Raw genomic sequence first — 13630 nt, 5'->3', positions numbered from 1 at the left:
GTTATTTTATTAAGTTTTTTAAATATACTGCGGCGCTTGGGCCTTCGCTAAAAAGTAAATCTAAGATACTCAAACCTTCTATAAACTCAAATTTATCATCAAAAACTTGTGCATATTCTGGTAAATTGTATTGAGGAGCTTTTTTAGCAGAAAATTGATTTCGGAAATCATATTCAGGAGCTAAATCTTGATAAGTTTCTGTTTTAGAAATCTCTAAATCTAAGCTTAATTTTTTGTTGATGAAATCAATTGTTTTTAGATTAAAATCTAATAAGAATTTTTCTTTTTGTTCTAAAATAGGAATAATTTCATCTTCATAATATTCAAAATATGGAGAACTTTGATAGGCAGATTTCAAGGACTTGATGTGTTCTTTTTGCCAATCGTACTCATAAGAAGGTTGCAAATCTTTGAATAAACGAGTTCCGTTATGTAAAATCGGAATATTAAGCATTAATTTACCATTTGCACCTAAAATATACATGCGATTTCGGTAAGTTTGCTTTTGAAAATTTTCTTGAACTTCGATATCCAAAGTTTGGCTTTTTACCATTTCTGCATAGTAATCAATCGGTCCAAAATAAAAAGCTGCAAACGTATTTTTCATTCTATTATTTTATATGGAAATGTGCATTACAAGTAGCTTATAATGCACATTTATAGTGTTTTTAATTTATAATTTAATAAAGATATTTATAATCTTCCTTTCTTAATATTTGTTTTTCTTTTTCTCTTTACGAGCTTTTACAATATCATATCCAATCCAACCAATTAAGGCAATTAAGACATAAATTCCGTACGAAGTTTTGTCTGGATTATCATTATTGATTGATGTAAAGAAACGATTCCAAATAAATTTCTTAGGAGCGGCAGGTTCGAACATTCCGTTCATATTTGCCCAAATCATAATTGGTCGACCTATGATGTGATCTTCTCCAACATAACCAAAGAAACGCGCATCTAATGATTGATTTCGATTGTCACCAACCATAAAATAGTAGTTTTGTTTTATTTGGTATTTATTTGTTTTTTGATCATTGATGTAAACATCAAATTTTCCATTAGCAGAATCAACTCTTAATGTATTGTTTTCGTAGCGACGAATAATATTAATGTATTGAGCTAAAGTTTCTTTGTTGACATCAACTAAATCTCCTTTTTTAGGGATATACAAAGGTCCGTATTGATCAGGATTCCAATTTTTGTTTACAGGGAAAATAGTATTTGTACTATCAATTTTTCCATTTACAATACGTTCTGTTTTCTCACCAACTGGTTGTAAAATTGGTTCAACAGAAACGACATTAGAATTCGATTTCATTGCTGCAACATGCGCATCTGTTAATGCCGCAAATTGGTAAATAAAGGTTCCGTCAGCTTGTTTTGCACTATTATAATCTGTACTTATAATTTCGAAATTATCATATAATAATTTATCGCTAAAAGGAACTTTTGTAATTACTTTATATGCGTGTTGAACTTGTGCATCTTTTTTCGGAATGAATTTTTTATCGTTTACATAAAGAACTCCATTACGAACTTGAACAGTTTCTCCTGGTAAACCAACTAAACGTTTTACATAAGCATCTTTACGATCAATCGCATTGTAAACAGAATCTGTTGGATAATTGAATACAACGATATCATTTGATTTTAAATCTCTCCAACCTGGAAGACGCATATAAGGTAAACGCGCTTTGTCGATGAAACCATCACGATAAATAAATTCTGAGAATGGAATTCCTATCGGTGTCATTGGAACTCGTGCTCCGTGACTTACTTTTTCTACAAATAAGGCATCACCAATTTTGATTGTATTTTCCATAGATCCAGTTGGAACAATCATTGGTTGAATAAACCAGTTATGAACTAAAGTTGCTAAAACTAAAGCAAAAATTAGAGAAGAAACAAATGTTGGTTTGCGTTTTTCTGGACCTAAATATTTAGGATTATCAGAATAATTGACTGCAAAGATGTATAATCCTAAAGTCAAAACCATAATGACTTTGTCTTTTGTTTCAATTTTTCCGTAAGAATCACCCAAGTCAACAAAGAATACTAACCAAAAAATAGGACCAACAATTGGCAAATAAAAAAGAATAATCCACCATTTTGGACGATGAATAATTTCTAAACCTTTCCAAATATTAAGAAAAGGAATATAAGCTTGAATTGCTTGCTTTCCAGCATTTTTATATAATTTCCAAGTTGCAGCTCCAAAGATTACATTGGCAATAATGAAACCAATTAACCAGTATATTAGTACGTGCATAATTTTTGATATTTAGTATTTTATTTTAGTTCAGTTCAAGTACATCTTTCATTGTGAAAACACCTTGTTTATTCCAAATCCATTCAGCAGCAATTACAGCTCCTAGTGCAAAACCTTTTCGAGAATGTGCTGTATGAGAAATTTCTATTGTATCTACTTCAGAATTGTATTGTACAATATGTGTTCCAGGAACATCTTCAATTCTTTTTGCTTCTACAGGAATAATATCTTGTGCTTTTTCTTCCATTGACCAAGAATTATAACTTGAATTATCAATGATTCCTTCTGCAATTGTAATTGCTGTTCCAGAAGGAGCATCTAGCTTTTGAGTATGATGAATTTCTTCTAAATTGATTTGATATTCGTTGCGATATTTGTTCATCATTCGAGCTAAAATCGAATTTAATTCGAAGAATAAATTAACGCCCAAACTAAAATTTGAAGCATATAAAAAAGCAGTGTTATTTGAAATTGCTAAATGATTAATCTCTTCTTGTTTATCCAACCATCCCGTTGTTCCACAAATTGTTGCAACTTTATTTTTAAGTAATACTTTAAGGTTTTCGTAAGCAAATTCTGGTCGAGAAAATTCTATTGCGACTTCAACATTATTCAATTCTTCAGCAAGTGGAGTACGAGATATTTTAAGTACAACTTCGTGTCCACGTTGAACTAAAATCTCTTCAATGGCTTTTCCCATTTTTCCGTATCCTATTAATGCAATTCTCATCTTTAATTTCTAAAATTTTAAGTTAAATGCCAATCCTAACACTGGCTCTAATGTCATTTCATCTTGAATGACAGTTGGTTTAAATGACATTTCAGTATCATTACGCACTGTAAATAAATGTGCATCAACAGTTGCATCAACAATATTTAATAAATAAGCCAATGCTGTTAAAGCAACACTATAATCACGTTTACGTTTATAATCATCTTGAATAACAGCTAACTGATCTGGAGATAAAATCCCTGTGAATTCATTTGGTGTTCCTTCTCTTACAGCTATATATGCTTTTCTGTATTTTTTGTACAGATTATTGTAATAAATTGTGAAACCAGCTCCAGTTCCAACTAAACCTAATGCAATTGGTGCTTTTATCCATTTTTTGTTATACAATTGTCCTGCTCCGGGTAAAATAGCAGAATACAATGAAGCTCTAATTGGACTTTTTTCCATTAAAACTTCTTTGCTCACAGTCATTGTATCGTTAACAATGATCTTATTATCAAGAACAATTAATGAATCAGTTTTGACTTGACCAAAAGAAAACGTTGAAGCAATAGTCAACCCAAGTAAAAATGCTTTAATTTTCATTTAAAAATTTTCTTAATCGTTCAAATTCATCATCAGAAGTAAAATTCAAAATAATTTTACCTTTTCCGTTATTTGCACGTTTTATTTCAACTTTTGTTTTCAAAGAATTTGAAATAGAACTTAAAGCTTCTTTGTACTGAGAAGGTAATTCATTTGCTGTTTTTTTCTCAGATTTTCCTTCTTTTATAGATTTGATTAAACGTTCTGTATCGCGCACAGACAAATTGTTTTTGACAATTTTTTCGTAAATATCAAATTGTAAATCAGTATCATCAATCGCCATTAATGCACGTCCATGTCCCATTGAAATCATTCCATCACGAATTCCTGTTTGGATAATCGGATCCAATTTTAATAAGCGTAAATAATTGGTAATAGATGTTCTATCTTTTCCAACTCGCTTACTTAATTCTTCTTGCGTTAATTTAATCTCATCAATTAATTGTTGGTAAGAAAGGGCAATTTCAATCGCATCTAAATCTTGACGTTGAATATTTTCGACCAATGCCATTTCCAACATTTCTTGGTCGTTTGCTAGACGAACATAAGCCGGAATTGTCTTTTTTCCTGCTAACTGAGAAGCGCGAAAACGTCTTTCACCTGAAATCAATTCATATTCACCAGTTGTTTTTTTACGAATTGTTATCGGTTGAATAACGCCCAATGTTTGAATAGACGAAACCAATTCTTCTAAAGCTTTTTTATCAAAATTAGTTCGTGGTTGCCAAGGATTTGCTGTGATTTTCTCTAAATCTATTTCCAAAATATTGCCAACCAATTTCTTTGCACCTTCATCTTGTGCCGTTTTTACAGTTGGTTCATCTTTTAATAAAGCAGATAATCCACGTCCTAAGCGATTATTTTTATTTGGCTTTGCCATTTTATTTAAACTGTATCGTTGTTGTTAATTAAAAATTCACGCGCTAAATTTAAGTAATTTTCTGCACCTTTACTTGCTGCGTCGTACTGAATAATTGTTTCACCAAAACTTGGAGCTTCAGATAAACGTACGTTTCGAGTAATAATTGTTTTGAAAACCATTTGAGGAAAATGATTATTCACTTCATCTAATACTTGATTTGAAAGGCGTAAACGCGAATCGTACATCGTTAACAATAAACCTTCTATATCCAGTTCTTTGTTATGATGTTGTTGAATTCCTTTTATTGTGTTTAATAATTTTCCTAAACCTTCTAATGCAAAATATTCACATTGAATAGGAATAATGACAGAATCGGCAGCTGTAAGAGCATTCAGCGTAATCAATCCTAAAGAAGGCGCACAATCTATAATAATATAATCATATTGATCTTTGATTTCTGATAACGCATTTTTCAACATATACTCGCGATTCTCATAATCTACAATCTCTATTTCGGCAGCAACTAAATCTAAATGAGCAGGCATTAAGTCTAGGTTTGGCGATTCTGATTGTAAAATGGCTTTGCTTGCAAGTACTTCATTTTCTAAAACTTCGTACGTTCCTGCTTCGATTTCATCCAAATCAAAGCCTAAACCAGATGTCGCATTTGCTTGCGGATCTGCGTCAATTAATAAAACTTTTTTTTCTAAAACACCTAAAGAAGCGGCAAGGTTTAACGAAGTTGTCGTTTTTCCTACGCCTCCTTTTTGGTTAGCAATAGCAATAATTTTACCCATAATTTACGTTCAAAACGATTTCAAAAATACAATATTTAACATTGCTAAACCTTAAAGAAAAAATAAATTTTTGAACAATTAATCAATAATTTCATTTGATTAAAAAAAATACCCTCAAAAAGGATTTTACTTTTGAGGGTATTTCAAATAATATGTTGACTAAAATTTAGAAAACATCTAATGCAAGTTGTATGTTTCCAGAGTTGTTTGTTGGACTCCAAGAAGCTGTTGCATTAATAGGTAGTTTATATCTTCCAAAATCTAATGTTTTTCCAATTACGAATCCGAGGTTGTTAATTCCTGATTTTGGTGCGAAAAAATTACGATCTTTTTCGCCTTCTTCAGGAGATAGAGCAAAAGCCCCTCCAACAAAAAGATCTAAATTAATTGCTTTACTTTTAACAACAGGATAGGAGGCTTGTACGTATGAAGAATATAAATTCTTTTCATTATTCACGCCGCGATCTCTACCATGAATTACGGTTGACCAATAAAGATTAAGCGGAATTTTATCAGAAATAGTATAGGAAACAGATAGATCTAAGAAATGACCAGTTTTATCTGCATTATATTCAAAAAAATCTTCATTGTTCCAAGTTGCATTTGTCGAATAATTATAAATATCCCAAAGTGCAAAAGTTAAGTTTTTAACTGGAGAATATATTACATAGTAATCAAATTCTCTGTAAACGCCATTTGTGCCATAACCTCCCCAGACACCACCTTTTAATTTGCCATCTTTAGTACTTACTCCAGCATCTACTGTTAATACTAATGAGTTTGTTACTGCGATTCCTCTCCATAAGTGCATCGATTTTACTTGACTATGTAAATAGAACGGTGATAATTCTTGTTGAAATTCATCGTTAATCGATAGGGGAATGCTATCATTTTGTGGTTCTTGTTGTTGAGCAAAAATTGAATTTGTTGAAAGTAATAGTGTACTAATTAGTATAGTTTTTCTTATTTTTTGTGTGATCATTGGTTCTTTAGGTTTTATTGAGAAAAATAATTGTATAATAAAGCAGCGATTGTAGTTCCTAATAAAGGACCCACGATTGGAATCCAAGAATACCCCCAATTACTTCCGCCTTTACCTTTCATTGGCAATATAGCATGCATTATTCTCGGTCCTAAATCCCTTGCTGGGTTTATTGCGTATCCAGTTGTTCCTCCTAAAGAAAGTCCGATAGACCAAACTATAAATGCAACAGGAAGAGCTCCCACAGATCCTAAGCCTATTTTTACTTGTTCATTTCCAATTTCAGCAGAAGCATCTGTAAAATAGAAAACACAAAAGATTAAAACAAAAGTTCCTAAGATTTCAGAAAGTACATTTCGAAAAGTGTTTGGTATTGCTGGTCCAGTACAGAAAACACCTAATTGAGAACCAGGTTCGTCAGATGTTGCATCAAAATGATCTTTGTACATTGCCCAGTTTAAAAAAGCACCTAACATTGCTCCTAAAAATTGAGCTAAAACAAACATTGGCACATTGGCCCATTCAAATTTATTAGCAATTGCTAATCCTATTGTTACTGCAGGATTTAAGTGAGCTCCACTTACTGGTCCTGCTATTACAACTCCTGCAAATACTGCTAACGCCCAACCTGTAGTAATTACAATCCATCCTGATCCGTTTCCGATCGTTTTTCTCAAAGCAACATTAGAGCACACGCCACCTCCAAGAAGTATAAGGACAGCGGTACCAATTAATTCAGCGGTAAATTCATTCATAATAATATAATTTTAGAATACCCGTTGCACATTTCAAATGATTAGAAATTGTTGTTGTTTCTACTAAAGAAAATGTATTATTTTATGTATTGAATTGTTGTAAATAGTGTGTTTTAGTAAAATTATAGTTAAGAAAATATCTAAAAGATTATAGATTTTTTCTTCTGATTAGTTTTAAATATAGCTATTTGTATATTTCATTATTAATCAATTAGTTTCAATACATTTATATAATATTTATTAGCTTTAGTAGAGTAAGATTAATTAGTTGAGAATTAAGTTTTATAAGGATTATAGAAAATCGTTTTATCCATTTTAGAAATAATGAAAAGTTTTGTGATCAATTATTTTCACAGTTACTTTCATTAAATTTTAGTTTAAACAATACGAGTAATTTCTAAAATCAAAAGTTTTAGTATCAGTTGTTGATTTATAATATGTTTAGGTTGGTTTTAGTGAAATTAGTTCACTTATTTACGATCAACAGAACAACTTTATTTCTCGAAATTAAAATGTACAACAGGTAATTTAAGAATAGTTAATTAGGTTAATCCTCGATCCAGTTTTGAGTTCTACTTACTGCTTTTTTCCAAAATTTTAGAAGCTCTTCTTTTTTCTCGGCTTCCATACTTGGTTTAAAACATTTATCTTCTTTCCATTGGACTTTTATTTCGTCAATGTTTTTCCAGTAACCAACTGCTAAACCAGCAAGATATGCAGCACCTAGTGAGGTTGTTTCTGAGATTTTTGGACGAATTACATCATTGTCAATTAAATCTGATTGAAATTGCATTAATACATTATTTGCAGAGGCTCCACCATCTACTCTTAATTCTGTAATACCACCTTCAACATCAGATTCCATACTTTTTATTAAATCATAAACTTGAAAGCCGATTCCTTGTATGGCTGCTTTTGCAATATGTGCTTTTGTAGTTCCTCGAGTAATTCCGAAGATAGCACCACGAGCGTATTGATCCCAATATGGTGCTCCTAAACCTGTAAGTGCAGGAACAAAATAAACACCTCCATTGTCATCAATAGATGCAGATAATATTTCACTTTCAGCAGAATGAGAAATAATTGAAAGCCCATCTCTTAACCATTGAATAACAGCTCCTCCTACAAAGACAGAACCTTCTAAGGCATAAGTTGTTTTTCCATCAATTTTCCAAGCAACTGTTGTTAATAGATTGTTTTTAGAAAAAACTGGTTTGTCACCAATATTCATTAATAAAAAACATCCAGTTCCGTATGTATTTTTAGCCATTCCAGCTTCTACACACATTTGTCCGAATAATGCAGCTTGTTGATCTCCAGCAATTCCTGCAATTGGAATTTTAGTTGAAAATAGAGTAGTAGATGTTTCACCATAAACTTCGCTACTTTCTTTTACTTCTGGTAAGATAGCTTTAGGAATTTGGAATAATTCTAATAATTCATCATCCCAATCCATAGTGTTGATATTGTAGATAAGTGTTCTTGAAGCGTTTGATACATCGGTAATATGCATTTTACCTTTTGTGAATTTCCAAACTAACCAGCTATCAACGGTACCAAAACAAAGTTTTCCTTCTTCTGCTTTTTTTCTAGCACCTTCTACATTATCTAAAATCCATTTTATTTTAGTTGCACAAAAATAAGAGTCTAATACAAGTCCGGTTTTAGATAAAATCATATCTGTATAACCTTCTTCTTTTAAAGAATCACAATATTTTGAAGTTCTACGATCTTGCCAAACAATAGCGTTATAAACAGGATCTCCTGTCTCTCTATCCCAAATAATTGTGGTTTCACGTTGATTTGTTATTCCTATCGCAGCGATATTTGTTCCATCTAAATTAGATTTAGCAATAGATTCTGCAGCAACAGAAGATTGTGTTGACCATATTTCTAAAGGATCATGTTCTACCCATCCTGGTTTTGGAAAAATTTGTTCGAAATCTTTCTGAGAAGTAGCTACAATTTCACCTTCGTGATTGTAAATAATTGCTCTAGAACTTGTTGTTCCTTGGTCTAAAGCAAGAATAAATTTTTCTTTAGTATTCATATGTTTTTTTGTGATGATTGATTTATTATTAATTATAATTGATAAATTTTTGCTAATTCAGTAAAATCTTTGACTTCTTTGTCAATCCATTCTTGATCCTTTCCTAATTCATTTGCCATAACTGTAGCAACATCTCTTGCTATTTCTACTGCTCCTTTAGCATCTAAAATTAACAGACGAATTCTTCTTGCTAAAACATCTTCCAATTTAAGAGCCATTTCATTTCGAACAGCAAAGACAACACAAGCATAAGTGTATTCATATTTAGGCAATAATTTTTTTGCAAAATCTGGATTTTCTTGCTCAATTTTTTTAATTTGTTCAAGGTCAGATCCGTAAAAATGTAAATCGTCTGCATGGTTTACAGTTGTGTCGTATCCATGAATGTGAAGCGATTCTGTATTACAATTTTTCTGTGGTATTTTGTTTAATTCGATGGCTTTATCAATAGTATCTTGAGCCATTCTTCTGAAAGTTGTCCATTTTCCTCCAATAATTGTGATTAATCCACTGTCGGAAATAATGATTTTATGACTTCTTGAGATTTCTTTTGTCTTTTTACCATCAGCTTGAGGAGCTGCTAAAGGTCTAAGGCCAGCAAAAATTGCCAAGACATCATCTTTTGTAGGTTTTTTTGTTAAATATTGTTGTGCAGTAGTTAGAATGAAATCAATTTCTTCATCTAATGCTCTTGGTTCTAATTCGGCATGATCTCTTAATGTATCTGTTGTTCCTAAAATTAATTTATCGTGCCATGGAACAGCAAATAAAACTCTTCCATCACTTGTTTTAGGTATCATTAATGCATTTTCACCAGGAAGAAAACTTTTGTCAATTGTAATATGAACACCTTGACTAGGTTTTACCATATGTGGTGCATCGGGTTTGTCTAATTGCAATACATTGTCTGCGTAAACTCCTGTTGCATTAATAACAACTTTTGCATTTAATTCATATACTTTATCCGAATCAAGATCTTTAATTTTTACACCACTAATTTTACCATCATTATCTTTTAATAATCCTATAACTTTAGTGTAATTTAATATACAAGCACCATTTTCTACAGCTGTTTCTGCAACATTAACGGCTAACCTTGAATCATCAAATTGTCCATCTTGATAAACAACACCTCCTTTTAATCCTTCTTTTTTTATTGTAGGAAGCATTTTTACGGTGTTCTTGTTTCCTATGTATTTTGATTTTCCTAAACTTAATTTACCAGCAAGAAAATCATAAAATTTCAAACCTACTGTATATAAAATATTGTCAAAATATGTATAGTTTGGTATTACGAAAGAAGTATTTCTAGTTAGGTGAGGAGCGTTTTTAAGTAGTAAACCTCTTTCATGGCATGCTTCTTTTACTAATCCAATATCACCTTGAGCCATGTATCTAACACCTCCGTGTAAAAGTTTTGTGGCTTTACTTGAAGTTCCTTTAGCGAAATCTGCTTGTTCAACTAATAATGTTTTGAATCCTCGAGTACTAGCATCCATTGCACAACCAAGACCTGTGGCTCCACCACCGATAATGATAACATCCCAATCTTTTGTTGATTCGATTTGATTTAGTAATAAACTTCTTTTCATAGTTATATCTTTGAAACCAAAAGTAATAAAAAAAAACAAAAAGAAACAAAAAAAATAATAACTTGTTAAAAAAAATGATAAAAGAAAGTGAGGATATAAATTGAAACCAGATTTAAATATATCATAGAATCATTTTAAATAGAGTGTTCTAGATGAATTTTATCATTTTATATTATCGTTTTTAAAATTGTAAATCAAATGATTGAATTTTAAAAATTAATTCATTTTACGTTCATTTTTTAGAAAAATTAGAATTTCAATAATATTCTATGCTGATGATTTTAATTAAAAACAATAAATAACTAGATTATTAAACACTAAAATTAGAAAGTAAAAGAAAGGGAATAGTTTTTAATAGAAGTGAAGTAAATAAACCTTTCATCAACAAAATCTTTATTAAATTTGAGGAATAATTAAAATAAAATTATGGCACAATTAGAGACTATGGCCCAAAGGCACATGTATATTTTAGATGAGTTGGAGAAAAGTGAAATGTTAAAAGTTTCAGATTTATCTAACAAATTGAATGTTTCTATTGTTACAATAAGAAAGGATTTGAAAATGTTAGAAAATAAAAACCTGACTTATAGAACTCATGGTTTAATTTATAAATCAAATCCTTATATCTATGATAAAAATGTAAATGAAAAACATTTAATTAATACAGAGCAAAAAAATCGTATAGGAAAATATGCAGCAAATTTAGTGGAACCAAATGATGCAATTTTAATCGCTTCTGGTACAACTGTTCATAATTTTGCATCTGCAATAAATGTTACTTCAGGTAAATTAATCGTAGTTACTTCGGCAATGAATGTTGCTATTGCGCTTAGTGCAAAACCAAATGTAGAAGTCATACAACTGGGTGGAATTGTACGATCAAACTCATCTTCGGTTGTTGGTTTGTATGCGGAAGAAATCCTAAAAAGTATGTCTTTTTCTAAGTTATTTTTAGGTGTTGATGGTATAGATGCTGATTATGGGTGTTCAACATCGAATTTGTTGGAAGCTAACTTGAACCATTCTATGATAAAAGCCGCACAAAAAACCATTGTTCTAACAGATTCTAGCAAGTTCGGAAAAAAGGGATTTGGAAAAATATGTAATCTGAATGAAATAGATCAAATAATTACTGATGATGGTTTAAGCGGGAAATCTAAAAAACTAATTGAAAATAGTGGAATAGAACTAACTCTTGTTTAATTTATCTAACTTTCTTTTTGTTTCGAATATAAAACTTTCTTAAAGTATTTTACTATAAAAGTATCTTTAAAATAGGTTAGATTATAAAAATAAAAAAGAAGAAAACTTTAGTATTATTTTATCTCTTTAACAGAATTAAAAAACTTATATTTGCGTCAAGTATTTTTATAATTTTTTTAATAAAAAAAGTTGATGAGTTTTAACCTTTTATACGAAAGCGTTGAGAACAGAAAGAGCTTAAACGCAGTAGTTTTAATGAATAGAAAAGAATCTAAGAATTATTCTTTCCCTTTATTGCTTCGCAATGTGTATTATGCAATACGTCTGTAATACCCTAAATTTTTTCTCGCAAAATTTTTAGAATTAATAACACACGTAACATTTATAAAGCATAATGAAAACTAAATACATAGATTTAATCACGCAATCATTTGACTTTCCACAAGATGAATTTGAATTAGATGGAGAGTACTTAAAATTTAATGGAATCGACTTAAAAGCATTAGTCGAAGAACATGGAACGCCATTAAAGTTTACTTATTTACCAAAAATTTCACAAAATATTCAGAAAGCAAAAGGTTGGTTTGAAAAAGCGCGTGAAGAGTTAAACTATGAAGGAACTTACAATTATTGTTATTGTACAAAAAGTTCTCACTTTCGTCACATTTTAGGCGAAGCATTAAAAAACGATATCCATATCGAAACATCTTCTGCATTCGATATTAATATTGTCGAAAATTTGATTAAAGAAGGATTAATTACAGATGATCAATATGTGATTTGCAACGGTTTCAAACGTGAAGAATATGTAGAAAACATTGCTCGTTTAGTTAACAATGGTCATCGTAAAACAATCACAGTAATTGATAACTATGAAGAAGTAGATTTGTTTTCGGAAGCAATTGAAGGTGATTTTGAAATCGGAATTCGTATCGCTTCAGAAGAAGAACCAAAATTTGAATTTTATACTTCTCGTTTAGGAATTGGATACAAAGATATTGTGCCATTTTATCAAACAATGGTAAAACCAAATGAACGCATAAAATTAAAAATGCTTCATTTCTTCATCAACACAGGAATTAAAGACAATTCATATTATTGGAACGAGTTGACAAAATGTTTAAGAGTTTATGTAAACCTTAAGAAAGTTTGTCCAGAATTAGATAGTTTGAATATTGGAGGAGGATTCCCGATCAAAAATTCGTTGAATTTCGAGTACGATTACCAATATATGGCAAAAGAAATTTTGTTACAAATAAAAATGATTTGTGAAGAAGAAGGAATTCCTGTTCCAAATATTTTTACAGAATTTGGTTCGTTTACAGTAGGAGAAAGTGGAGGCGTTATTTATAAAATTCTTTATCAAAAGAAACAAAATGATAAAGAATATTGGGACATGATCGATTCTTCTTTTATGACAACTTTGCCAGATGCTTGGGCAATCTCGAAACGATTTGTAATGTTGCCAATCAATCGTTGGTACGATAGATATGAACGTGTATTATTAGGAGGTTTAACATGTGATTCTGATGATTATTACAATTCAGAACAACATGTAAATGCTATTTATCTTCCAAAATACGATCAAGCAAAACCTTTGTACATTGGCTTCTTTAATACAGGAGCATATCAAGATAATATTAGTGGTTTTGGTGGAATTAATCACTGTTTAATTCCTCAACCGAAGTATATTTTGATTGATGAGAATTATAATACAAAAGTATATTCTGAAGAGCAAACACATCAAGATGTTTTGAATACTTTAGGCTATAAATAATTAATTTTAATAATAAAAAAAC

General features: G+C 30.6%; 12 protein-coding genes. 2 read left to right on the top strand and 10 right to left on the bottom strand.

Annotation, left to right across the window (positions count from 1 at the left end; translation table 11 throughout):
- Position 1: 1 nt before the first annotated feature.
- The 10 genes from ACMHJW_RS04065 to ACMHJW_RS04020 all read right to left on the bottom strand — a co-directional run bounded on the left by ACMHJW_RS04065 (position 2) and on the right by ACMHJW_RS04020 (position 10628).
- Positions 2–607 carry a WbqC family protein gene (locus ACMHJW_RS04065; protein ID WP_413532143.1) on the bottom strand — a complete coding sequence of 202 codons (606 nt, stop codon included), beginning with the start codon at positions 605–607 and terminating at the stop codon, positions 2–4.
- A gap of 102 nt (positions 608–709) precedes the next feature.
- Positions 710–2272 carry a signal peptidase I gene (lepB, locus tag ACMHJW_RS04060; RefSeq protein WP_413532142.1) on the bottom strand — a complete coding sequence of 521 codons (1563 nt, stop codon included), beginning with the start codon at positions 2270–2272 and terminating at the stop codon, positions 710–712.
- Between the two features lie 25 nt (positions 2273–2297).
- Positions 2298–3002, bottom strand: a complete 705-nt coding sequence (dapB, locus tag ACMHJW_RS04055) for a 4-hydroxy-tetrahydrodipicolinate reductase (protein WP_413532141.1) — start codon at positions 3000–3002, stop codon at positions 2298–2300.
- 9 nt (positions 3003–3011) lie between these two features.
- Entirely contained in the window at positions 3012–3590 is a 579-nt protein-coding gene (locus tag ACMHJW_RS04050) for a DUF5683 domain-containing protein (RefSeq protein WP_413532140.1), read from the bottom strand.
- Positions 3580–4470, bottom strand: coding sequence for a ParB/RepB/Spo0J family partition protein (locus ACMHJW_RS04045; protein ID WP_413532139.1), 891 nt, complete (start codon positions 4468–4470; stop codon positions 3580–3582). The genes ACMHJW_RS04050 and ACMHJW_RS04045 overlap by 11 nt, the downstream gene beginning before the upstream one ends.
- A gap of 5 nt (positions 4471–4475) precedes the next feature.
- Entirely contained in the window at positions 4476–5249 is a 774-nt protein-coding gene (locus ACMHJW_RS04040) for a ParA family protein (RefSeq protein WP_038330582.1), read from the bottom strand.
- Between the two features lie 166 nt (positions 5250–5415).
- Complete coding sequence (locus tag ACMHJW_RS04035; RefSeq protein WP_413532138.1) at positions 5416–6231, bottom strand: hypothetical protein; 816 nt, start codon at positions 6229–6231, stop codon at positions 5416–5418.
- A 14-nt stretch (positions 6232–6245) separates the two neighbouring features.
- Positions 6246–6986 carry an MIP/aquaporin family protein gene (locus ACMHJW_RS04030; protein WP_413532137.1) on the bottom strand — a complete coding sequence of 247 codons (741 nt, stop codon included), beginning with the start codon at positions 6984–6986 and terminating at the stop codon, positions 6246–6248.
- A 547-nt stretch (positions 6987–7533) separates the two neighbouring features.
- Entirely contained in the window at positions 7534–9036 is a 1503-nt protein-coding gene (glpK, locus tag ACMHJW_RS04025) for a glycerol kinase GlpK (RefSeq protein ID WP_413532136.1), read from the bottom strand.
- 32 nt (positions 9037–9068) lie between these two features.
- On the bottom strand, positions 9069–10628 hold the full coding sequence (locus ACMHJW_RS04020; protein WP_413532135.1) for an FAD-dependent oxidoreductase: 1560 nt from the start codon (positions 10626–10628) through the stop codon (positions 9069–9071).
- Positions 10629–11054: 426 nt separating this feature from the next.
- On the opposite strand from ACMHJW_RS04020, the gene ACMHJW_RS04015 reads away from it, so the two are divergent.
- Together ACMHJW_RS04015 and ACMHJW_RS04010 are read left to right on the top strand one after the other, a co-directional pair.
- Positions 11055–11831 (top strand): DeoR/GlpR family DNA-binding transcription regulator, encoded by a 777-nt coding sequence (locus ACMHJW_RS04015; RefSeq protein WP_413532134.1) that lies wholly within the window; start codon positions 11055–11057, stop codon positions 11829–11831.
- Positions 11832–12225: 394 nt separating this feature from the next.
- On the top strand, positions 12226–13608 hold the full coding sequence (locus ACMHJW_RS04010) for an arginine decarboxylase (RefSeq protein ID WP_413532133.1): 1383 nt from the start codon (positions 12226–12228) through the stop codon (positions 13606–13608).
- The last annotated feature ends 22 nt before the right edge of the window (positions 13609–13630 follow it).

The sequence above is a fragment of the Empedobacter brevis genome (genome assembly GCF_965118635.1).
Taxonomy (GTDB): Bacteria; Bacteroidota; Bacteroidia; order Flavobacteriales; family Weeksellaceae; genus Empedobacter; species Empedobacter brevis_A.
This window is presented reverse-complemented; position numbering and strand designations above follow the sequence as displayed.

Excerpts from the sequence above, each read along its gene's own strand:
- lepB (WP_413532142.1), bottom strand. The coding sequence starts at position 2,272 with ATGCACGTACTAATATACTGGTTAATTGGTTTCATTATTGCCAATGTA.
- dapB (WP_413532141.1), bottom strand. The coding sequence starts at position 3,002 with ATGAGAATTGCATTAATAGGATACGGAAAAATGGGAAAAGCCATTGAA.
- ACMHJW_RS04035 (WP_413532138.1), bottom strand. The coding sequence starts at position 6,231 with ATGATCACACAAAAAATAAGAAAAACTATACTAATTAGTACACTATTA.
- ACMHJW_RS04010 (WP_413532133.1), top strand. The coding sequence starts at position 12,226 with ATGAAAACTAAATACATAGATTTAATCACGCAATCATTTGACTTTCCA.
- ACMHJW_RS04020 (WP_413532135.1), bottom strand. The coding sequence starts at position 10,628 with ATGAAAAGAAGTTTATTACTAAATCAAATCGAATCAACAAAAGATTGG.
- ACMHJW_RS04015 (WP_413532134.1), top strand. The coding sequence starts at position 11,055 with ATGGCACAATTAGAGACTATGGCCCAAAGGCACATGTATATTTTAGAT.
- ACMHJW_RS04050 (WP_413532140.1), bottom strand. The coding sequence starts at position 3,590 with ATGAAAATTAAAGCATTTTTACTTGGGTTGACTATTGCTTCAACGTTT.
- ACMHJW_RS04045 (WP_413532139.1), bottom strand. The coding sequence starts at position 4,470 with ATGGCAAAGCCAAATAAAAATAATCGCTTAGGACGTGGATTATCTGCT.
- ACMHJW_RS04030 (WP_413532137.1), bottom strand. The coding sequence starts at position 6,986 with ATGAATGAATTTACCGCTGAATTAATTGGTACCGCTGTCCTTATACTT.
- ACMHJW_RS04065 (WP_413532143.1), bottom strand. The coding sequence starts at position 607 with ATGAAAAATACGTTTGCAGCTTTTTATTTTGGACCGATTGATTACTAT.
- glpK (WP_413532136.1), bottom strand. The coding sequence starts at position 9,036 with ATGAATACTAAAGAAAAATTTATTCTTGCTTTAGACCAAGGAACAACA.
- ACMHJW_RS04040 (WP_038330582.1), bottom strand. The coding sequence starts at position 5,249 with ATGGGTAAAATTATTGCTATTGCTAACCAAAAAGGAGGCGTAGGAAAA.